Genomic DNA, 21,236 nt, shown 5'->3' with positions numbered 1-21,236 from the left:
AGCCCTAAACCTGAACTACTATGACTGGAAGTGTAGCCCTTGATGTTGTGATCGGACTGGTATTCATTTACCTACTCTATAGCTTGTTTGCTTCTATGATCGCCGAAATCATATCTAACATCCTTACCCTTAGAGCAAAAAATTTACGCGAGGCACTCAATCGTATGATTAATGATGAAGATGCAGACGGTGACGTGAAATATCCACGGCTGGCTGCACTTATGGATGTAGCTCCAAAAGAATATGTTAACAATCTGATCAATAATTTCTACAATCATCAGGAAGTTAAATACTTGGGTAGGAAATCCCAGTTGAGCCCATCAGCCATCAAGGCATCCAATTTTTCTAAGGTGCTTCTGGATAAAATTAAAAAACTGGGGAGTGGAAAGACGGAGGTTGAACAAATCAGATCAGGTCTGAATAAACTGATCAAGACAACAGATATCAAACCGAAGGACTTAGAACATGTAATACTTGGATCGAGTACAGCCGAGTATGTCGAGAGCCTCTTGGACGATTGTCAAAATGACTTAGAAAAATTTCGAGGTCAACTCGAAAATTGGTTTGATCGAACCATGGAGCAGACCACAGAGTGGTACAAACAGCGAATGCAAAAAATCTTACTGATCATCGGTTTCTTTATTGCGTGGTTTTTTAATGTTGATACATTTTCGATTGTCAAAAAATTATCTGTAGATCAAGATGCCAGAGACAAAATGGTACAGATGGCTAGTGCCTACATAGAAAACAATTCGCATCAAAAGTATGGGGATATTTTACCAACTGGAGTCAAAGTTGGAACGGATACGTTGAAGTTAGACTCAGCAACTAAGGCTGCACTGGTTGACTACAATACCCGACTGGAGGAACTGCAAAAAGTAAATGATGAGCTCAGAAAAGACATGGAAGCTGCAAATTCTACTTTGGGGCTTGGATCCTGGCTTCCAGATTCTTTAAAAATAAACAAGAAAGGAAAAATAATATATCCGGAATACGTCAATGCAGCTATTGCCTCTAACCTCATAGGTCCCTATGATAGATCCGCCAAAGGTATAGAAGTACGTACCTGCTGGAAGTGGCAATACTTATTCAGTTTACTACTCGGCTGGCCTCGAATCCTCGGTTATTTTATCACTGCGTTGGCTATCTCGCTCGGTGCTCCGTTTTGGTTTGATATGCTAAATAAGCTTATGAAACTCAGGGGAACAGTCAAAGAGCCTACCGGAACAGTAGCCGCTGCAAGCCCTCAAAACCAAAAACCAAAAACCGTAGGTTAATGAAAGTCACAGTCACAAAATACTTGAATGTAAGAGTAGGAAGCCCCAGTGTAAATGCCCCGACCTACCAATACCTCGCACCAGGAAGCGAACTTCAGGTCGATGGCCAAAAGTATACTGGAGACCCCTATGAGGGAATAGATGTTTGGTTGAGAGATGAAGCCAATAACTACTATTGGAGTGGAGGATTGTCTATTCCACAAGAGAACGAAAATGAAATCGAATTAACCGAGCTAGCTAGATTTCAGGACTATATCACTTTGTTTCCCGGCACAGGGCAAGGTGTAGGAGTCGCAATGCTCGATAGCGGGGTCAATTCAGCTCAGCCGACGTTAGCCGGTTTGCTTAAGGATAATATAAGCTACCTGGAAGGAAAATCACTGAGCGACCTGCATTCTCATGGTCAAAGAGTGGCTGGATTGATAAGCTGTAATAAAGCGGTACTCGGCAGAAACACTTCTGATTTGTATAGCCTTCGGGTATCAGATCAGGAAAATGCTATTGACGATTATGCTGTGATTCTTGCTTTGGAAGAGCTTGCAGATCCGTCAAAAAATCTTCGTTCCAATATAGACGTGGTGAATATGAGTATTGATATTTCGCGTAAAACGGTTGCTAAAGCTCAGCCGCTAATAGACCAGCTCAATGCGGATGGAATAGTGACAGTGGTGGCAGCTGGGGAAGGGCTTAGGGTAAATAATATTAGTGGGTTGAAAAATGTACTCAAGATTGGAGTTTTCGACGTAGACTGGCTTAAAAACGTAACTAACTACTCATTTTTGGACTTGTATGATACTTGTTTTGTAAATGCGGAACTTGCCTCATTTGCGTCACTTAGTACAGATCTTGATGGTCGAATCAAGGATGACAGCGCTTATGCAGCAGTTGTCACTTCGATAGTCGCACGATATATCGAAAAAAATAAGATCGCAAAAGATAAAAATCGATTCGCAGCAGTAAAAAAATATATAGAATCTCTCAATGTTCCATTGAGCAATCAACCCGAACCACTCAAAAACTATAAATCATGAATCCAATAAGCAAACTAATCGCTTGTGCACTTTTCTTATCCAGTACGGTCGCACTTAGCCAGAATGCCTACTACGATGCTTTTTATCTCCAATCTCAAAGTACAACCGACCGCAGTGGTGAAATAAGGATTAGAGTTAATGCTGAGAATATCCGTTCATTGGAAGAGGTCTTTAGAAGATACGGATTAACGGGTGATTATTCCAGCGACGAAGAATTATACAACGCGATGTCAGACTTGCTCAACAAGGAAGAAAATCCTCTCATTTCCTTTAAAAGCTATGGGCAGAGTAATTTTTCCGATCGTTCGATATCTGGTGTTTCTGAGAAAGCCAAGTCTATTGGAGCTTCTGTATCCGGGTTCAACGTCTCCACAGTCGCCGATGGGTTAGCCAAGTTTTTAGTGAAAAGAGCCAAACAGGAATTGACCATGGCATTTTTTGAAAAGTTCAAAGAAGACCTGGAGAACTATGCAGAGCTCAAAATTTTATTTCCTCAAACGTTTGACCTTCTTGAAGTAATAGGTGAGGAGATATACAATTTCTCTGGGTATCTAAATATGCTGAGGGAGGCCTTTCAGTTTGATTTGCAAAATCTGATTCCACATTTGAAGCAGCTCATAAACGAGGAGAATATGGCGGCTTATCTAAAAACTAATCCGACGGTAGATTTTATTCTCGGAAATGCGCTACTGATCGCAGATGATTTGCAAAATGGAGTCCACCCGGGCGACATGTTGACCAATATTTCAAATGAAAACCTCAACTATTCTACAGTAAGAAATTTGAGTCCGAGTCTGCAAGTGATGAATCTTATATCTCAATCTTTGACATCCAAGCAGGCTGATCAGTATTGGATTTCCTCAGATTCATTGCAGCTGCTATTTCGAAATGAGACTACCATGAAAGTTTACCTTGGCCTCATTTATCAACTAGGCAAGAATATAACTTTCGAAAACAAAAGAGATCAGAGTTATAAACTTGGAACCTATTTAATGGCATTGAGTGAAAATTACAATGAATATATTCCTGCTCTTAGTGCTTATATCAAAAAAATAAATCAGCAAACAGAAATAGTCGATCGCAATCTAAAAACCATAAATAGGCTAAATGAGATGGTTGGACAAAAATCAGGATATGCGGATCATTACGCCTTTTATACCTCCGTCATTGATATGGTAGGTCTTACTGTTTCTATCAGTCAAGTCCAGGCAATAGCTAAGGAGGCCTATTTTGACTTGGCCAAATTTGATCAATTCATTGAGATTGCTCGACAGATGGGAAATCTCTATTTGGATGTACAAGAGAAGAATTATTTCGGTGCGGTGATGAGCTTAAGTGTTATTCTGGATAAAACGATCCCGAAACAAAAAGAAAAGCTTGATGAAGCTGTAGTTGAGATACAGAGATGGACCAATCTGGTGAATATTTATGAAGATAATGATCTGACTGTAGTAATTGACAATATTAGAAGGTTTGCCGAAGAGCAAGACCAAAGTGCAGAAATCGACGAATTGCTCAACGCTCTTACCATATTGAGCGCTACTGTCAATGGAAACAATAGGGAGGCAGTCAAAAAAATTATGGAGACCATCAAAGGTCGAATTGCCAATCGATCAGGGCAGCTGGATAGAAAGATACTTGAGCGATACACCGTACTGCTAAAGAAAATAATGAAGTATGGCAATCTGGCGTCAAGTATTGCAAAGGCTGAGAACTCTGATGAGGTAGAAAAAATAATAGAGACTATTGCACTGCCAGCAGGAAGTGCATCCATCAAGAAGAAGACAGATTTTAGTGTTGGACTCAATGCATACGTGGGTTTGTCGCCTGGGTATGAGTACAGCGGAGATACCGAGGAGTGGGCTGTGATTTTTGGTGTTCATACTCCGGTAGGAATAGCCTTCAATTGGGGAAAGAATAAAAACGAGAACGAAGAGGGTGTAAAGGCCAAACATGTTTCTAATTCACTCTTTCTATCCGTCATAGATGTCACCGCCTTCTCAGTGCTACGATTCAATGACAGCGAAACATCCGAACTGCCTGAAGTCTCGCTCAGTAATATCTTTGCCCCCGGACTATATTACGTACGTGGTGTGGCTAAGCTACCCGTATCCTGGGGGATTGGTGGGCAGCTAGGTCCACAATTGAGAACGATAGAATCTACCACAATTACTACGGGGGATGGAGTGACATTTAGTGGCAAGTTTTTTATCGCAGTAGACATACCGATTATCAACTTCTATAGTAAATCTAAATAGGGAAAGACAACTATTGGGGATAGTTTCGAGCACCGAAGATGGTGCTTCCAATCCGTACCATAGTGCTGCCTACCTCTATAGCCAATAAATAATCACCACTCATACCCATAGAAATCTCTTTTAGATCCAATTGGGTATGCTTATACTTTTGGTTTATTTCATCAAAGAGCGACTTTAGGCCTTCAAATTCAGATTTTACTTGTGCCTCATCAGGAGTATTAGTAGCCATACCCATTAGTCCTTTAATAGAAACATATTCAAGTTCGTCGAGAACAGATGAGCTCAATATTTCGTGCAGTTCCTCGGTACTAAATCCAAATTTGGTATCCTCTTTGGCAATATGCACCTGAAGTAGGCAAGGAATTACCCGATCGTTTTTCCGCCCTTCTTTATTGATCTCGCGAAGAAGTTTTAGCGTGTCCACCCCATGGATAAGACTGACAAATGGAGCCAGATACTTCACCTTGTTGCGCTGGAGATGACCTATCATGTGCCACTCGATATCTTTGGGCAGACTGGCCTGCTTATCGACAAGCTCCTGCACCTTGTTTTCCCCGAATATTCGCTGTCCAGCCTCATAGGCTTCCATTATTAGCTCGTTAGGCTTGGTTTTACTCACGGCCACGAGGGTAGTGCCACTTTTCTCAAGGGTCTTGTTGATCGTATGGAGAGACTCGGTTATAGACATATTTGTTGCTTATTTCTTAATCGTGAATTAACAAAATAACAATTAACTTAGAGTAGTTCAATTCATTATTTCTACTAATTTGATGCAACTATTTTATCAATCAGTTGTTGAACTAACATGGCTATATTAGGAAATCTACTGAAACGTGGCATTCGCTTGCGCGAAAGTCTGGAGCAGGACTACGCCTCACCCTTCGACCTTCAGAAAACCGAGCTGCGCAAGTTGCTCATCACAGCCAAGGATACTTATTTTGGACGATATTACTATTTTAAAACCATACTCAATGGTTTCAAAGATCAAGATCAGGATCTCTTCTATAAGTATTATAAAAGCAACGTACCCATCCATGACTATGATTCCATCAATAACGAGTGGTGGTCCAAATCAAGAGAAGGGATCAAAGATGTAACCTGGCCGGGAAAAGTGAAGTACTATGCGCTGAGTTCTGGCACGTCTGGCGCTCCATCTAAGCATATACCTGTCACAAAAGACATTCTCCGTTCCATGCAAAAGACTGGCGTACGACAGTTGCTTGCACTCTCGAAGCTTGAGATTGATTCCAAGTACTATGAGACAGACATTCTTATGGTGGGAGGTAGCACAGACCTCAAGTTCAATGGGACCTACTTCGAAGGAGATCTCAGTGGTATTACCACCAGTCAGATACCAATCTGGCTTCAGCGGTTCTATAAGCCGGGCAAAAAAATAGCTAAGGCCCCAGATTGGAATTCAAAGTTGGATGAAATCGTACATAGAGCCAAGGAGTGGAATGTGGGAGTTATTGTAGGTGTACCCGCATGGATCCAGCTGCTCATGGAGAAGATCATAGCACAATATGGAGTAAGTACGATTCATGATATCTGGCCCAATCTCAAAATATTCGTACATGGTGGAGTCTCTTTCAAACCATACAAAAGAGGCTTTGAGAAATTGTTAGCCGAGCCCATGTTCTATATGGAGACCTATCTTGCATCAGAGGGCTTTATTGCCTTTCAGGACAAACCAGAACATTCGTCAATGAGACTGGTGCTAAACAACGGGATATTCTATGAGTTCATTCCATTTACCAATCGCAACTTCGATATGAATGGAGAGCTCAATAAAAACCCAGAAACCTTCAAAATAGATGAGGTGAAGGAAGGGATTGAGTATGCCTTACTGCTAAGCACTAATGCTGGAGCGTGGCGCTATTTGATAGGAGATGTTATCGAATTTACCAACAAGAAGGATGTTGAAATTATCATTAAAGGCCGAACCAAACACTTTCTTAGTCTTTGTGGAGAGCATCTTTCGCTTGATAATATGAACGAAGCTTTAGAGCTGGCGGCTAATGATCTTAATATCACTGTTAAAGAATTTACAGTTTGTGGAGAATCTTATGAGTCTCTTTTCGCCCATCGATGGTATATCGGTACAGATGACCCTGTGAACAAAGGAAGGTTTCGAAAGCTGCTCGATAAATATCTCATGCAGCTAAATGACGACTATCGAGTAGAAAGGTCTGCAGCATTGAAAGAGATATTCATTGAACTGTTGCCATCAGAAATGTTCTACTCTTGGATGAGTAGTTTGGGTAAAGCCGGGGGACAGCACAAATTTCCAAGAGTGCTAAGTGGAGAAAGGCAGAAACACTGGACAGATTTCCTAAACTCAAAACGAAGGGTTAATGATTGATAAAAGCGAAGTTTATCTCTAAATAATTATATTATTTCTTGATATAGTTCGTTTCATATAATATTTGTAATATTATTGTAATAGATAGTCTTCTATTAATCTAACTAATAATCCCCCACTTATGCCATTAACCGCTTTAGCCGGAACTTTGGGAAGAAAGCGCGCGGCTCACTTGTTGAGACGAGCTACATTCGGAGCTACAAAAGCACAGATTGATCAGATTGCTGCAATGACCGCCGCAGAAGCCATGGAGGTTCTATTTATCATGGAAGACCTCGCCGAACCTGGTCTGCCTATAGATACACAAACAGGAGAAGAGTGGATCACTTTGCCAACTACAGATGCCAATTCTGGAGAAGATACACTGAGAAGGTATCTGAAATCTTGGCACTTTGGACAACTCTTAAGTCTTGGAGTAGCAGACGATCAAGCTATTTCATATGCGACTAGGGAAAAAATCACTTTTCTTCTACACACGATATTCACGACAATCGAATCGAAAGTCAATAATAGTAAATCCATATATTATCAAAATGCACTTTTCAGACAGTACAGCTTTGATGATGTCGAAGACACAGAAATCAACTTCAAGTCATTATCAAAAAAAGTCTGCGTAGAAAATGCCATGCTTAGATACTTGGACGGTGATACCAATGTTTTGGGAAGTCCCAATGAAAACTTTGGTCGAGAATTTTTAGAATTGTTTTCGATAGGCAGAGGTCTGGAAGGCTCCTTGTCACCGTTACCTTCGCCAGGAGATTATTTCAATTATACCGAGCAGGATGTGCAGGCCGCAGCATTGGTATTCTCAGGGTTTAATATTGATACCACCTTCACCAATATAGATCCGGATACTGAGCTGCCCAGAGGCGTGGTGAGAGGAGGGACTATAGCCTCATCCCATGACAATACGACTAAGCAATTTAGTTACAGATTCAATGATGCTACGATTGCACCTGATCCAGATCTTTTACAAGGTGGCTCTCCTACAGAAGAAAGTGCGCTGGACGAGATCGATCAGCTGGTGGAATTGATTTATGGCGTTTCGGATGAAGCTGCCAAAAATATTTGTAGAAAAATATACAGGTTTTATGTGTACTACAACATAGATACCTCAATCGATGAGGATATAATAGCAAATATGACCGCGACGTTCGTTAATGGTGGCTATAAAATTCAACCCGTACTATTGGACCTATTTCAGAGCGAACATTTCTATGAAAATGGTACAGGTACGGAAAACGATAGTTTTGGCGGAATTATAAAATCTCCACTAGATCTTGTACTAGGAACGATTAAAAATCTGGAGGTAACCATACCAGATTATGAAACTGACCTTGAGAACTATTATGCATTCATGGACAATGTCCAGGCATATATGAACAGTCAAGGCATGGTCTATTATGAACCTGCAGAAGTGGCAGGTTATCCGGCTTATCACCAGTTTCCAATATTTAACAGAAGCTGGATATCTACAAATTATTTGGCCGAACGATATCAGTTTGCTCAGCAGCTGGTGGACAATCAAAATATGGACGAGCCAGGCGGAATAGGATTGGATTTGGTTCAATTCATTCAGGACCGGTTCTCTACCGTTGCAGCAGATGCCAACGATCTCATCATCGAATTGTGCAGATATTTTCTACCTGTTAATGATAATCTGACTTTCGATGCGAGCGCCGATGATTCTGCTGAAATTACAGCTGAAAGGTTGAATTATTTTCTTATGGCCTTTTTATACTCGCCGCAAATAGATGCTGACCCGGAAGGATCATGGACATTTAGGTGGAACAATATGGTGGACGAGGAGGTAGTCGAGCAGCAACTCAAGAACCTCATGAATGCACTTTTGCAATCACCGGAGCATCAACTTTCCTAAACCCAGCACAATGAAAAGAAGAAGTTTTTTAAAGAAGATACCATTGGCAGCGAGTGCACCATTTGCCATCAGTGGGGTTCCAATAAATCTGATCGCACGAAATAATTATTTTCGTCAAATGGCAGCCAGCAGCACCAATGATCGGGTTATTGTAATCTTACAGCTTTTGGGTGGTAATGATGGAGTCAACACTATTATTCCTGCTGGGCAATATGATGAATATTATAGCCGTCGGGCAAATATTGCGATACCTTCTAACAACGGTCCAAGAAGGTTTATTCCATTGGATAGCACACTTGCATCCGCTGATCAGGTAGGGTTGCACCCGGATATGCTTGGAGTAAAGGAGCTTTATGATCGCGGTCGAATGGCAATAGTACAAGGAGTGTCATACAAGAATAATAATGGTTCCCACTTCAGAGGTCGTGATATTTGGAATATGGGAGGTGGAGTGGATGATTTCTATTCTTCCGGATGGGTAGGCAGATATCTGCAGAGCAATTATTCGCCCCAGGTATATCCCGATGATTTTCCTAATACCGAGATGCCAGATCCACTGGCCATAGAGCTTGGAAGTGACGTATCACTAGTTTTTCATCAAAATGGAAATATTCCATCTTCGATTTCGCTTGGTGGAAACCCTGCAGCTTTCGCCAACCTTATCGAAAACCTCGACGGTTTTGAAGACCAGGGAACTGACCCCCGAGGTCGCCCGCCAGAGTATCTTCTCAATTCACCATATTGGAATGAGATGAATTGGATCCTTGGGTTGGAGGATAAATCGGAAGATTATGCTGCAAGACTCCTTGAAATCTACAATGCTGCCTCAGAGACATCTGTCACATATCCGGAGGTTTACCCATTTAACGCACCAGACGGTAGTAAAAGAAATCGACTCACGCCGCAATTGCAGTTAGTAGCCAGATTGCTAGATGGAGGTGGACCTGGGCAAGGTGCGAAAACGAAAGTCTTTCTAGTGAAAATCGGCGGATTCGATACTCATGCAGATCAGGTAGAAAGCTATGATCCGACCATGGGAAATCACGCGGCGCTGTTGTATCATATTTCTTCGGCTATGAAAGCTTTCCAAGATGATTTGCGAGCCAGAGGAATTGAGGACAGAGTGCTTTCTGTGACTATGTCTGAATTTGGCCGAAGGATCGGATCCAATGGTAGCTATGGCACAGATCATGGTACAGGTGGCCCTATGTTGATATTCGGAAAAGGTGCCAATCCAGGAGTATACGGTACCAATCCGGACATGTCTGATAGTAATGTAGGGATGCAGTATGATTATAGACAAATATATGCCAGTATTTTGGAGGATTGGATGCAGGTGGACAAGAGCACCATCACCAACGATATATTTTTCAATAACTACATCGACGGTACAGATGATGATGGAAATGCGGTTGAAAAAGTGGAGGTTTCCAAATCTGTGATCACTGGAGTAGAGGACTTTATTACTCACCGCTTTCATCTCAAGGAGTGCTATCCAAATCCAGCGGTGAAGGAGACTAAAATCGGATTTTATCTGAATGCCTCAGCTAGGGTAGAACTTGATTTGTATGACCACACGGGTAAATTGGTCAAGCAAATACTGCAGGAAAGAAAGGCCATCGGCGAACATGAGATGACTTTAGATGTTTCTGAATTGGCACCAGGCACCTACGTCTATCGAATCAAAGCAGGCTTACTGAAATCATCCAAAAAACTTATCGTAAAGAACTAAACTTATGCGCAACTTGATACGATTTTTATTCATTCTCTCTTTTTTTCTGAGTTATCAGGGAATAGCTCAAAAAAAGGAGAAGCCTAAAAGACCTCTCAATCCGAATCAAAAATTTCTTCAAACCCAGTTTTGGATTGGACTTAAAGGAGGACCCAACTTAACGAAAGCCAACCCGACGGCCTTCTATTCTACATTTTCGGGTTTAGATTTTGCAGATGCAGAACTAGAGAAGGATTATGATAATTTCAAGACTTTAGGATCGCAGGTGGGATTAGAATTCGTATTTTATCATCGAGGTTTTTCTGTGGCCTTCTTTCCAAACTACGCTAGATTCAATTTCACCTATCACAACTCTTATACATATGAATCATTGAGCAATTCAGCCGATCAGGTGATCCTCAATTATGATCAGAAAAATCATCTGGAGTATATAGATCTACCGCTGATGTTTAAGTACGATATCCTTCAAGAGAAACTAAGACCATTTGTTCAGATCGGAGCCTACTATAGCCGACTGCTCAATGCCAGCAAAGAAGTGACCATCGAAAATAATGACATGGCCTCCGGCGCTGTACAGCCATATCAGCCGCCTGCAATTATCGTGGGAGCAAAAGATATCTTTATTGGGTCCTCGTTAGGCCTGATGGCGGGAGTAGGAGTGCACTATGATCCAGGAAATATTCGACTGTCGATGGACATTAACTACCGATATGGGTTAAATAATATTGCCAGCGCAGAGAACAGGTATCGCGACAATAGGCTGGCCTCTTCAGGAGATGCTCTAGATGATCTGACTCTTGACAATCTGACCATGAATGTTGGCGTGTTTTTCCCAATGCGATTTATTAGCAAAAGTTTCAATTCAGATTTTTAGAAGGTTATGAATATTAATTTACACAATAAGATAGGCTTTCTGATATTGATTCTGATGGTATCAGCTTGTGATATTTCAGACAACAAGGATGTGAATCCGGCTACCTCTTTTCTGAAAATCTATGATAGCCATCAGTTTGATCATGCTATCAGCGCAGTAGATATTCTTCAGACCGAAGGAGAGGGCTTTCTACTACTTGGAAACTATCGTCGCGATGATACCAATTTTCTCGGAACCTACATTGCGAGTATCGACGATCAAGGAGAATTTATAAGGAACACTTACATGCGAGATGACAATGTGCACCCCGTTGGTCAAATCCTTACTTTGGGTGGTTCGCATTATTTTGTGAGTATGGATGCTATTGGTCTGCAGGCCTATCTAAACCAGGTTGATGACTCCGCAAGAGTGGTCAGTACGATATCTCTGGGGGTCACTTATCCCTTGTATGCCGAAAATGACGGGTCAGATCAGTTCATACTTCTTAGCTATAATTCTACCAACAAAACAACCGTACTTTCTACAATGAGTGCAGATGGATCAGTCGGTGGCCAAAGTGAATTTGGAATAGGAGCTGGACAGGCAGTCGAAGAACCTATCATAGATCATTTCACCCGAACAGGAAGAAGTCTTCCATTTTTTGCCGGACGTGCCAGCAATGGCTTGTATTATCTAAATGGATTTTACAATTACACACTTTCCTTACTGTTTAGTGATTTAAGTGATAATAACCCTACTGGAGTAGTGCAAGGTCAGCAAGACGAAGGAGGAGTAAGTAGTTTGCTTTCTATGGATGGAGGCCAATTTGCGATCTCTCGCTTCAATTTTGGTGATAACTATTCTAATGCTATGACCACTCTGAGTACCAGTGGCACAATAGCCGCCAGTGATATTGAAAGCAACCCAATGCTGGAGTGGGAGGTGGGTGCCGTCGTAAAAATGGAGAGCATTGCGCTTGGTGATTCAGATTATGTGATCATGGCTACTACCACCAAAAATCAACAAATCGTCCTGCATCTTTTTGATTCCACAACTGGCGAATACGTGGCAGTTCATTACCTTGGTTTTTCCAACCCATATCAATTAGGCGCATTAGAAATTACTGTTGACAATGGACTCGCCGTTCTAGGTACTACCCAGGTAGCAGGCAAATTTCAACGTTTATGTTTATTTAAAGTCTCAGAAGAAGAGCTTTTGGATTTGTTATAAAAATGCGAAATATTTCGCTTAATCTAGAGAAAAAAGCGTACATTTGAGTGTGTACGAAAAACAAAAGCATATTATTAACATAATCAAGGAGCCGGCTGTCAGATACAGAAAGGCTTACGAAGGCATAAGCAAGTCTGATTTTCTTGCTATTGTTGCTACTACCGGTATGAATCTTACCGCATTTTCAAAGCTACTACCGGTCAGCAAGCGCACCTTGGAGAAAATAAAAGATGAAGAGTTAATAAGTGCACCGGTGAGCGACCGCATTCTTGAGATTGCAGCCCTTTACGAATACGGCAAAGAAGTCTTCGGAGAGAGAGAAGCATTTCAAGCTTGGCTTGAGACGGATTTGCTTGCGCTCGCCCACAAAAAACCACGTGACTTTATGGATAACAGTTCAGGACTGACCATGATAAAAGACCTGCTAGGGCGTATTGAGCATGGTGTTTATTCATGATACTATATCGTATTACAACTAAGCCATATATTCATGATTTATCTGGGACTGGTGCCATGCAACATGGTGGTCGTTGGAATTCGCAAGGGCAACGCATGTTGTATACCTCAGAGAGCTTGTCTCTAAGTATGCTAGAGGTTATGGCCAATGTATCTTCGGCCCGGATGTCTAAGGGGTTCTACTGCACAGAGCTAGAGTTTCCTGATGACCTTCCAATTGAAACACTGAAAAACTTGCCGCAAGGCTGGAATAGTTTTCCGCACACTATTGCAACGATGGAGATTGGTGGACGGTTTTTGAAGACCGGTGGGTTATGCCTACGAGTACCCAGCACCATTGTATCTTCTGAATTCAATTACTTGTTAAATCCGCTTCATGATAATTTTCATCATATCAAGATTAATGATGTACGACCTTTGCTATTTGATCAGCGTTTATGGCAACTTTGAATTGCAATTTATGTTCTGAATGTAGTTATGTTTACAATCATTTTTAAGCAATAATTCTATTTAACTCGATTTCATTTGATCGCATATCTCATCGGACTATTGGCAGGTTTTGTGCCTGCTCTTTCTACAGGTCCTGTTTTTCTTACGCTTGTTCAGAATTCCATTGATCATGGATTCAAAAAGACCGTCTACTTTATAATAGGAGTAGCGCTGACGGACACTGCTGTTATTTTGTTGACCTGGTTTGGTTTAAGTCAGATTTCTGAAGGCAGCGAAGCACCTATTGAATTAGCCCTTGGTGGTGGGGTATTGCTTATGGTTTTTGGATTGGTTTTCATTTTCAAGAAGGAAAAAAGCAAAGAATTAGATCAGGCTACTTCTTCAGGAAAGTTGAAAAAACTAGGCCTATTTACACAAGCCATCATGCTCAATGCGATCAATCCAATTGTTTGGGGGTTTTGGGCTGCGATTTCGAACTATGCCATCACTGAATTCAATGATTCGACTAATGAGCTGCTTTTCTTTGTTGGTGTATTGAATACGATTTGGATGACAGACCTTCTAAAGGCCCATTATGCTCAGAAACTCAAGCGATTTCTAACCGGTAAGTTGAAAGGCTATCTTAAAATCGGGATTGGTTTGGTACTATTATTTCTAGGCTTGAAAATGGTTATCACTCCTCTTTTTTGATCAAATTTTCGATCAGTTCCATTTCGACGTCTTTCTTTGCAATCCAATCATCCACCGTGTGATCAGTGACATAATCTGGTGGTGTGCCTCTACCAATATTTTTGGTGTGATCTACCGCAGTTGTATACTTTAGCAATGGAACGGTCATGATCATATTTGGATGCACATCTTCGTTAGGCATCAGGCCGCTCGTATTTCCTTGATATCCACCACCACATTCCTGACCCACCACTACCGCCTTTTTATGATGTGACAGAATTGCGGCAAAATCGCTACAGGAAGACATGCAGGACCCATTGGTGATTAGAAAGACCTTGCCTTCGAAGTGATTCTTGGCTGGCGCTACATTATAGTAATTAAACTCTTTGGTAAAAAGTGACCCTTTCCAATGATAGGTAGAATCTTTCAATTCAGGTTTTGAATAGAATATTCTATAAATACCTTTTATCTGTTTGGCCATATATTCAGTCAATTCTATCTTCTCCCAATATCTGAATGTCTCATTAAAAAAGTGTGAGGTCAAAAAGGCAGCATTTCCATCTGTGCCGCCGGTGTTATGTCTGACATCCACGATCAAATATTTTACTTGTTCTTGTCGTAAGGCATCAAATGACTTTCTTATGAATTTCTTAAAATTTTGATTGTTTTTGTTGATTACCGTCTTGGCAAAGGAATGAATTGTGAGATATCCAATGCCATTTTTGATTTCAAATACAAGTTGCTTTTTATGTGCCGATTCCAGTGAGTCAATTGAGGGAAAAACCTTAGACTCTACTCCGGCTAAAGTATAAGTACGTATACCCTCTATCGTTTTCACGGTTAGGCGAAAGGTGTTACGGAGGTCAATCATAGATTGATACCAAATCGAAAATCTATAATTCAAAAGTAAGACTTTGAGGGTGCGATTATAGCCGTCTGTAGGAATTGCATTATATAGGATATTCAAAATTTCATCAATTGGCCTGTCATTGATCGTTAGAATTTCACTTTTTATGGGGACCGATTGATTAGAATGATTTTTAGTTACAAACACTTGATTTTGGCTGTTGATAAAGATCTCTAATGGAAACAGGCTTGATGTATTTTTGATATGCTTTTCGTAGTCCTCGGATAATCTTAAGCCAGTGTGAAGACATCCTATTTGTGCGAATAGAGGTTTGAGCTTTCTATAAAACTCCAAGGTGTTCAAAGAATCAGATATGGTTTGCAGTGTAGAGTCAATTAGATGATCGAATCGTGCCTTGCTGGTATATCTATAAAATCCGGGCTGGGCAGCGGCTAATTCATCCATAATTTCCACAGTCCACTTTCTAACACTGTCAGCTGAAAATTTTTGATCAGGGTTAAAGGCTTCTTTTTTCTGAGCGAAAATTGACGTTGCGACAATCGTCAGTATTCCGAGAATTACATATTTCATTGCTCATGTTTTGGTTTTCATGTACAATGTCGAGTTTGAATTAATAGTCGCCTGGTCGATTATATTCGTTCATTGAAGCCATTGGGGAGCTTATTTTTCAAGCAGCCTCAAAGAGTAGATGATAGGACGAATTTGTATGAGTTGAAGGCAGGTATATCGACTACCTCCCACGTTTTAACCTTAGATAATCTGTAGCTTCTTTAAAGGTGGTTACCCAAATTTCATCTCGATGATCGTCTAAAAATTGGAGCATTTTCTCATGAGCATCTACTTGATTGGAATACTTGTTACAGTAGAAATTTCTCATATTTACAACATGAAATTGATGAGAACCTCAGTTCCACCGAAACTGAAAAAGGAAAATCAGCAAATTGCAGTTTTGAAGGAGAGCTGAGGCATAGTGTGATTACATAGCATCAGCTGTACCCATGTGGCTGGTTTCTGAAAAGCTACTTAGAGTGTATTGAAGCACAATTTTAGATTAACCTATTAAGTTTATAACCCCTTTAATACCAACATCTCTTCACTGCTCGTGACCATGTGTTGATAGAGCTGCTTAAGCCTATCAAGAAAAAATTGCGGGATGATCATTTGCGGCATGTCTAACTTTACATTTGAACTCAGAATACTGCTATTTGCTTTCGTAAATATTTGAAGACTGCCACAATCATTAGGCAATGACTTATTTACATTGTCAGCAAGACTCACTATTTGTAAATTTTCAGGAACAATTAAAGTTATTTTTTTTTCGTAGATAAATGGATAATCTAATTCAATAGGATACGCTCTTGTATCATTTTTATACGGATTTTTTGGATAAAGGGATAAGGGGTCTGATGAAAGATACAAAACAGATGAGCTTTCTGGTTCAAGAATTATATTGGATGATATAGCAATACCAGGTCCTCCATCTTTCGATACGTATTCTGTACGAGTTAAAGGTGAGCTTGTCTCGAATGCCTCAAATAGCTCTGAGTATATGGTTGACTCACTGTTAATGAACTTTTGTGCCTCATATCCTTCTAATAAAATTTTATAATTGTACTTCCATGTTTTGTCAGGCAATTGCGAGATCTTAATATCAACTTTTTGTTTGGAAATAGCCGATTGAATAATTGGTTTCCATTCGGAAAAATTTTGATCTATGATATACCCTTCTTGACTTAAACAATCTACTGGTAGCAAGGTGGTGGAGCTTTCTGAGTCAGAAGCATCCAGATAATAAACCACCCCTTTGTAGTTTACATAAACGATTAAGTGGTTGAACTGATCAAGTAGCGGATAGGATTTCATTATTTCCCCATAAGACCTCATACTGATGAGCATCGGATAAGCCGCTATTCCTGAGTTTCTTAACAGCGATACAAGAAGCAGATTGATTTCATCAGCATCTGCAGGTTCATTTACCTCGCCTAATAGTTTTCCAACTGGTCTTCTCGGGAAAATTCCGTAATTATTGGAATGTATAAATTTATTTTGGACATAGTTAAACACTTCTTCCAAAGTGTCTTTTTGGATATTAAGACCACTCACAATTTTCTCAGAAATTTTTCTTTTTGATAAGTAAGAACTGAATCTTTCAGAATTTGCAATCTCTTGGCTTAGTTGTTTCCAGGTGGTCATAGTCTGAACTGATTTGACTTCATTACTACTGACATCCATTAGTTCTTTATATCCTTCTAGTTGAAAACTAATGCCTTCTGCGTATTTGAGATGATTAAATACAAAATCCTCTTTTTTTATTGAAGGTAAATTCGTCAAAAACCATTTATCAGTTGATTCTTCAAGGTACTTTTTCTTCAGTTTGCTACCGTTATAGATGGGGCGGTAGTCTAAGTCTTCAGGAATGTCCACAGTGCAGACACTCAACAAGGTGGGAATATCATTTTGGAAATACCAATACTCTAGGTGTCTAACAGATTTTGACGTCTTGGTATACTTGTATTCGATAACAGAACCAATCTTCACATTTTTAAATGTAAATTTCTTTTCATGGTGTGTTTCACTACTGTTTTCTGTATAAATGTCTGAAGCCAGTAATTTGGTAGCTTCCACCTTACCATTTACGACGTTCAATGTCTGCGCGTTTATTTTGCCAATAGATTCCAAGTCAGCTTTTGGGTTATAAGGAATGCTGATATCGGCTTGATCAAGTCCCTTTCTCGACAGTATCTTAATTTTTATATGGTATTTGGTATACACTTCTCCTCTAAAAATTGCGATATCAGCCTTTTCTCCTAGTATTACAGCATTAGCCTCCTTATCGAAGCTTATATTCTTCAATTCAATTTCAAACTTTGTGAGCTTTCCCCATTTGCTAATTTTTGCCTGTGCGTATGCAAAATTTATGTTAACTATTAGACTTATAGTTATAGTTACGAATAGTTTCATTGAATTGAAATTTTTAAGGCAGGTAATGAGTTTGATTATAAATATTGTCTATCGTTAAATCTACACAATCTTAAATAATTGAATGTTCAAAACATCGTGCATAAATAAGCCAATCGCCTTAGAAGTTACTTTTAATAGTCGCCTAGCCGATCATTCCGTTCGTTGAAGCCATTCGGGAGCTTATTTTTCAAGCAGCCTCAAAGAGTAGATGATAGGACGAATTTGTATGAGTTGAAGGCAGGTATATCGACTACTTCCCACGTTTTAACCTTAGATAATCTGTAGCTTCCTTAAAGGTGGTAACCCAAATTTCATCTCGATGATCGTCTAAAAATTGGAGCATTTTCTCATGTGCATCTTTTGTAACAATCATATGTTCTGCGTTTACACCATGAAAAGTAATGGTACTCAAAGTATTAGCTTTTATCACCTTTTCGATATATGCAATTAGATCGTTAGCTCCATGTTGGTCTGGTGCCCATGAGGTGATCTGGTATAAATCTATTTGTTCGATGCTTGCCAATTCTTCCTGATCCATAGCACTCCATCGGGCGGCTGTCGCGTAGAGATGAAGTGAATCTTTGTAGCTTTTTCCACCTGCATATTGATGGGCACAGGGATAGGCAAAGGTATGATCTTTTTTTCCGTCTATTGCTTGCAAAAAGCTGTTAGCAAGCTTTATTTCATCAAAAACTTGCTCTATTGTATATTTATCGAGGTCTTGATGATCTTTCACCCATTCCATACCCATCATCGATTTTTGACATGGATGATAGACGGTGTGATTGCCCAACTCATGACCATTTTTAGCAAGGGATTTCCATTTTTCTACTTCATCATACAACGAAGGCGAGGTGAGAGTCGGGAAGAAGGTAGCCTTAAAATTGTATTTGTTCAGCATAGGAACCACCGTATTTACATGGCTGGGCAGCCCGTCATCGTAGGTGAGACACAAGGCGGCCTTGGCTCCATTGGGCCAGACGAAATCTTCTTCAGACTGTCCCCATACAGGTTTTTGAACAAGAGTAAAATATAGAAGAAATAGGCCAGTTAGAATCTGTCTTTTCATCGCTTTGGTTTGTTAGGTTTACTTTTCGTCTCTCAACTTCTCGAGCGACAACATTTCATCCCTGAGTCTGGCGGCCTCCATAAAATCGAGATCCTTGGCAGCTTTTTCCATTGATTTTTTGGTTTTCTCGATCATTTTTAGGATTCCTTCCTTATCCATGTAGGCCACTACTGGATCAGCGGCAATGTCTACTACTTCACTTTCAATATATGGTTTTGGTTTGGTGGATTTCTTAGAATCGGCCACAGAAGTTTGTCCCATTATGGCTTCCTTAGACTTCATCACTGTGGTAGGAGTGATACCATGTCTTGTATTGTACTCCTTTTGAATTGCTCGTCTGCGATTGGTTTCATCGATGGCTAATTGCATGGATCCGGTTGTTTTATCAGCATACATAATAACCATTCCTTTTTCATTTCTGGCTGCCCGGCCAATGGTCTGCACCAACGATCTTTCATTTCTAAGAAATCCTTCCTTGTCTGCATCTATAATAGCTACAAGAGATACCTCTGGCAAATCCAATCCTTCTCTGAGTAAGTTTACGCCTACGAGTACATCAAAAACACCTAATCTCAATTCTCTTAGTATTTCTACTCGATCGAGGGTGTCTACTTCCGAATGAATATATCTTGTTTTCACCCCTGCATTAATGAGATATTTGGACAGTTCTTCTGCCATTCTTTTAGTCAGGGTAGTTATGAGTATGCGTTCATCCAGTCGGACTCGGTCATCTATTTCGTTCATCAGGTTGTCGATCTGATTTACGCTCGGTCGGACTTCTATTATTGGGTCCAGCAAACCGGTGGGTCGAATCACTTGCTCAACGACTACGCCTTCGGACTTACGCAATTCATAGTCTCCTGGGGTAGCACTGACATAGACACTTTGCCCAACCATCCCCTCGAATTCGTCGAAGGTCAGCGGACGATTGTCCATCGCCGACGGTAGTCTAAATCCATGATCAACAAGGTTTACTTTCCTGGCGCGATCACCTCCCCACATGGCACGCACCTGCGGTAGTGTCACATGACTTTCGTCAATGATCATCAAAAAGTCGTCAGGAAAGTAGTCGAGTAAGCAGAAGGGTCGCGCACCTTTCTCTCTGCGATCAAAATATCTGGAATAGTTTTCGACACCTGAGCAGTAGCCTAATTCTCGCATCATCTCTATATCAAACTCGGTTCGTTCTTTTAGCCTTTTGGCTTCAAGAAACCGACGTTCTTCTTCGAAGTATTGGACTTGAAGAACCATGTCGTCCTGTATTTGATTGATCGCCTGATGCAATAGATCTTTGCCTGTCACAAAGAGATTTGCCGGGAAGATGGTCACTATTTTCTCTTCAGACAGTTTTTTGCCCGTATGTGGCTCAATCCTTTGAATCGATTCGATCTCATCTCCCCAGAAGATGATTCGATAAGCAAAGTCACCATAGGCGATGAAAATATCTACAGTATCACCCTTAACGCGGAAATTGCCTCTCTTGAATTCTGCCTCGGTACGGCTATAGAGGATATCTACAAATTTAAAAAGTAGCTGATTTCTGGATAATTGCTGACCAACCTCGAGAGTCACAATGTTTTTTCCAAACTCTTCAGGATTGCCTATACCGTATATGCAGGAAACTGATGCTACTACTATTACATCTCTTCTCCCTGTAAGAAGTGAGGAAGTAGCCGCCAGTCGCAGCTTTTCGATTTCTTCATTGATGCTCAGATCTTTTTCTATATATAATCCTGTGGTGGGCAGAAAAGCTTCTGGCTGATAGTAATCATAATAGCTAATGAAATATTCCACTGCGTTGTCTGGAAAAAACTGCTTTAACTCACCGTATAGCTGTGCAGCCAGTGTTTTGTTATGACAGAGTACCAAGGCCGGGCGATTGGTTTGTTCTATTACGTTCGCCATCGTAAAAGTCTTGCCAGATCCAGTAACTCCCAGAAGTACCTGAGAAGGTTCACCATTGTTGAGACCTTCTATTAATTGTGCAATGGCCTGCGGCTGATCCCCTGTGGGTACATATTCAGAAGTTAGTTTGAAATCCATGAGCGTAAATATCGACTAGTCTATACGGATGAACAAATCAAAAGTGACAAGGAATTGTAATTACCTTGGCCTGTCCGTAAACTTTCTATTACAATCAA

General features: G+C 40.5%; 16 protein-coding genes. 11 read left to right on the top strand and 5 right to left on the bottom strand.

What is annotated here, in order from left to right:
* Positions 1-20 precede the first annotated feature (20 nt).
* From ABJF11_RS02195 to ABJF11_RS02185, 3 genes are read left to right on the top strand one after another with little or no spacing between them, the layout of a single operon-like run.
* Positions 21-1,277 carry a hypothetical protein gene (locus ABJF11_RS02195; protein ID WP_348117753.1) on the top strand — a complete coding sequence of 419 codons (1,257 nt, stop codon included), beginning with the start codon at positions 21-23 and terminating at the stop codon, positions 1,275-1,277.
* A complete protein-coding gene (locus ABJF11_RS02190; RefSeq protein WP_348117751.1) occupies positions 1,277-2,308 on the top strand; it encodes a S8 family serine peptidase in 1,032 nt (343 codons plus the stop codon). The genes ABJF11_RS02195 and ABJF11_RS02190 overlap by 1 nt, the downstream gene beginning before the upstream one ends.
* Positions 2,305-4,566 carry a hypothetical protein gene (locus ABJF11_RS02185; RefSeq protein WP_348117750.1) on the top strand — a complete coding sequence of 754 codons (2,262 nt, stop codon included), beginning with the start codon at positions 2,305-2,307 and terminating at the stop codon, positions 4,564-4,566. The genes ABJF11_RS02190 and ABJF11_RS02185 overlap by 4 nt, the downstream gene beginning before the upstream one ends.
* 10 nt (positions 4,567-4,576) lie before the next feature.
* On the opposite strand, the gene ABJF11_RS02180 is transcribed toward ABJF11_RS02185, so the two are convergent.
* A complete protein-coding gene (locus ABJF11_RS02180) occupies positions 4,577-5,254 on the bottom strand; it encodes a YggS family pyridoxal phosphate-dependent enzyme (protein ID WP_348117749.1) in 678 nt (225 codons plus the stop codon).
* 117 nt (positions 5,255-5,371) lie between these two features.
* Between ABJF11_RS02180 and ABJF11_RS02175 the strand changes: the two genes are divergently transcribed.
* From ABJF11_RS02175 to ABJF11_RS02140, 8 genes are all read left to right on the top strand, one after another.
* Positions 5,372-6,928: a GH3 auxin-responsive promoter family protein gene (locus ABJF11_RS02175; protein ID WP_348117748.1), complete on the top strand. Its 1,557-nt coding sequence runs from the start codon at positions 5,372-5,374 to the stop codon at positions 6,926-6,928.
* Positions 6,929-7,049: 121 nt separating this feature from the next.
* Positions 7,050-8,807, top strand: a complete 1,758-nt coding sequence (locus ABJF11_RS02170) for a DUF1800 family protein (protein WP_348117747.1) — start codon at positions 7,050-7,052, stop codon at positions 8,805-8,807.
* A 10-nt stretch (positions 8,808-8,817) separates the two neighbouring features.
* Positions 8,818-10,539, top strand: coding sequence for a DUF1501 domain-containing protein (locus ABJF11_RS02165; RefSeq protein WP_348117746.1), 1,722 nt, complete (start codon positions 8,818-8,820; stop codon positions 10,537-10,539).
* 4 nt (positions 10,540-10,543) lie between these two features.
* Positions 10,544-11,413, top strand: a complete 870-nt coding sequence (locus ABJF11_RS02160; protein WP_348117745.1) for an outer membrane beta-barrel protein — start codon at positions 10,544-10,546, stop codon at positions 11,411-11,413.
* 6 nt (positions 11,414-11,419) lie between these two features.
* Positions 11,420-12,622 carry a hypothetical protein gene (locus ABJF11_RS02155; protein ID WP_348117743.1) on the top strand — a complete coding sequence of 401 codons (1,203 nt, stop codon included), beginning with the start codon at positions 11,420-11,422 and terminating at the stop codon, positions 12,620-12,622.
* A gap of 49 nt (positions 12,623-12,671) precedes the next feature.
* The gene (locus ABJF11_RS02150) at positions 12,672-13,079 is read left to right on the top strand and encodes an antitoxin Xre/MbcA/ParS toxin-binding domain-containing protein (RefSeq protein WP_348117905.1); all 408 of its coding nucleotides are present in this window, start codon (positions 12,672-12,674) and stop codon (positions 13,077-13,079) included.
* Positions 13,076-13,528 carry an RES family NAD+ phosphorylase gene (locus ABJF11_RS02145; RefSeq protein WP_348117741.1) on the top strand — a complete coding sequence of 151 codons (453 nt, stop codon included), beginning with the start codon at positions 13,076-13,078 and terminating at the stop codon, positions 13,526-13,528. Before ABJF11_RS02150 ends, ABJF11_RS02145 begins: the two co-directional genes overlap by 4 nt.
* 75 nt (positions 13,529-13,603) lie before the next feature.
* Complete coding sequence (locus tag ABJF11_RS02140; RefSeq protein ID WP_348117739.1) at positions 13,604-14,218, top strand: LysE family transporter; 615 nt, start codon at positions 13,604-13,606, stop codon at positions 14,216-14,218.
* On the opposite strand, the gene ABJF11_RS02135 is transcribed toward ABJF11_RS02140, so the two are convergent.
* The 4 genes from ABJF11_RS02135 to uvrB all read right to left on the bottom strand — a co-directional run bounded on the left by ABJF11_RS02135 (position 14,202) and on the right by uvrB (position 21,138).
* Positions 14,202-15,635: a S41 family peptidase gene (locus tag ABJF11_RS02135; RefSeq protein WP_348117737.1), complete on the bottom strand. Its 1,434-nt coding sequence runs from the start codon at positions 15,633-15,635 to the stop codon at positions 14,202-14,204. The two genes, ABJF11_RS02140 and ABJF11_RS02135, sit on opposite strands and share 17 nt — an antisense overlap.
* A gap of 495 nt (positions 15,636-16,130) precedes the next feature.
* Positions 16,131-18,026, bottom strand: a complete 1,896-nt coding sequence (locus tag ABJF11_RS02130; RefSeq protein WP_348117734.1) for a DUF3857 domain-containing protein — start codon at positions 18,024-18,026, stop codon at positions 16,131-16,133.
* A gap of 250 nt (positions 18,027-18,276) precedes the next feature.
* Complete coding sequence (locus ABJF11_RS02125; protein ID WP_348117731.1) at positions 18,277-19,095, bottom strand: polysaccharide deacetylase family protein; 819 nt, start codon at positions 19,093-19,095, stop codon at positions 18,277-18,279.
* A gap of 18 nt (positions 19,096-19,113) precedes the next feature.
* On the bottom strand, positions 19,114-21,138 hold the full coding sequence (gene uvrB, locus ABJF11_RS02120) for an excinuclease ABC subunit UvrB (RefSeq protein WP_348117729.1): 2,025 nt from the start codon (positions 21,136-21,138) through the stop codon (positions 19,114-19,116).
* Positions 21,139-21,236: the final 98 nt, after the last annotated feature.

The sequence above is a fragment of the Reichenbachiella sp. genome, assembly GCF_039941815.1.
Taxonomy (GTDB): Bacteria; Bacteroidota; Bacteroidia; order Cytophagales; family Cyclobacteriaceae; genus Reichenbachiella.
The sequence above is the reverse complement of the archived record's forward strand: the minus strand, read 5'-3'. Positions and strand labels throughout refer to the sequence as shown.